2 protein-coding genes are annotated in these 1,855 nt (G+C 75.6%); both read right to left on the bottom strand.

Features of this window, described 5'->3' with window-relative positions; translation table 11 throughout:
* A partial coding sequence (locus tag ACJA3G_RS36180) for a hypothetical protein (protein WP_406557271.1) occupies positions 1–1,038 on the bottom strand: 1,038 nt, incomplete at its 3' end.
* Positions 1,035–1,855, bottom strand: an 821-nt coding sequence (locus tag ACJA3G_RS36175; protein WP_406557270.1) for a hypothetical protein, incomplete at its 5' end; no start/stop codon positions are given. The genes ACJA3G_RS36180 and ACJA3G_RS36175, both read right to left, overlap by 4 nt.

The following is a 1,855-nucleotide window of genomic DNA, read 5'->3' as shown; positions in this document are numbered from 1 at the left end:
CAGGTGGGGGAGGGCGGCGAGGGCCGCCTCGTACCGGTCCGGCGCGACCAGTTCGGACTCGACCAGCAGATAGTCGCCGACCGGGGTCAGCATCAGGGTGTCGCCGCCCGCGTGGTGCTCCACCGCGCGCCGCCAGTCGGGCCGGTGGGCCCGGCGCAGCTCCATGCCGTAACGGACCCGGGCGGGCGGTGCGGCGGTCGCCGCGGAGCGCCGCTCGCGCTCCTGCTCGGCGGCGGGCTCCAGCCGTCGGCGCAGCTCCTCGAAGGGGCCGAGCGGGGCGCACCGCCCGGCGTGGGCGAGGAGTTCCGTCACCTCCGGGGCCAGCCGGAACTCGCGGACCGTGGCCTCGGCCGAGGCGACCGACTCCGGGCCGATCCGGGACAGGACGATCACGTCGATCGCGTCGACGGCGTGGAAGGCGCGCTGGAACCGCTCCTCCGCTATCGCCAGGAGACTGGTGAGCACCTCGTCGGACGGTGGCCGGGAGCGGACGGGCAGGACCGCGCCGTCCCCGAAGTAGGCGGCGGTGCCCACGTCGACCTTGGCGTCGCGGTCGAGTAGCGGATCCAGCGGAGTCCAGGACAGGGTGGCCATCATGTGCCGCCGCTCGCCGTCGACCACGGAGTAGTCGAGGTTCTCGACGCTCTGGTGGCCGAGCACCACCCGCACCACGGCCCACAGTTCCCGCTCGTCCGCCACGACCAGATCGAGGTCGCCGGTGGGCCGCAGGACGCCTTCGGGGTAGTGCTGGGAGATCGCGGGTCCCTTGAGTACGTGGACCCGGTGGGCGGCGCTGATCGCGGTGTGCAGCCGCCGGTAGCCCTCCGCGCGGGCGCGGGCGCGGCGCAGTTCGTCGGCGGAGCCGGTGCCGAGGCGGTGTCCGGCCCGCTCGGCGACGGAGAAGACCAGCTGGACCAGGGCCTCCCGGGTGGCCCGGGCGCGGCGGACCAGGACCCGCAGGTCCTCGTCGGGGGAGAGGTCGAACAGCCGGTAGAGCAGCGGCAGATCGACCGGGTCCTCGCGGACGGCGGTGCTCATACGGAGGTCTCCTCGTCGGGGCGGGGGCGGCGCCAGAATCGGTGGTCGAGGTGCCAGCCGCGCCCCTGGAGGGAGGCCACGACCCGGGCGCCGCTGTCGGGACCGGTGCTGTCGTGCACGACGTTGCCGAACAGCGGCCGGCCCCGCTCGGCGGCGAGAGCGGCACACGCGGCGACCAGCGCCGCGGTCCCGGGCCGTACGGCGTCGGCGTCGTCGACCAGCAGGTCGAAGAGGTCGACGAACTCGGCGCCGGTGACCTCGTCCTGAGCCTCGGTCAGCACGGACGCGTGACCGATCGGGCGGCCGTCGCGGGTCAGCAGGAAGGAGACCCGGTCGGGGGCGTCCCGTACCTCCGTGGCCGCGGCGTCGACCAGCCCGGTCCTTCGGGCGTCGCCGGACGCCGGGCCGTAGCCGTCGGCGATCGCGCGGACCAGCCACTGGGTGATCAGCGGGTCGTGCTCGGGACCTGCCGGTACGACGGCGAGCCCGGCGGACCGCTCGGCTGCTCGCGGCACGGCGCCGCTGTGGCGCACATAGCTGACCGACGGGCGCCAGGGCGCGGGCAGCACGGTGTCACCGGGCGCCCGCAGCAGCAGGGCGTCGGCGTCCGGGTGCGCGGCGGCGAGCCGCCGCTCCAGCTCGGCGAGTGCGGCGGGAGAGGTGAGCAGCTCCGGTGCCGCGTACTCCACCAGACAGCGGCGCTCCCGGGTGACGGGGTCGGTCTGCGCGCCCGCCACATAGGTGTGCGGGCCGATCTCGGCCCGCATCTCCTGCGCGTGGGCCCAGGCCAGATAGGCGGGGGTGGCGAGGGCGGGGG

Source organism: Streptomyces sp. YS-3 (genome assembly GCF_045257485.1).
In the GTDB taxonomy this organism is placed as follows: Bacteria; Actinomycetota; Actinomycetes; order Streptomycetales; family Streptomycetaceae; genus Streptomyces.
The sequence above is the reverse complement of the archived record's forward strand: the minus strand, read 5'-3'. Positions and strand labels throughout refer to the sequence as shown.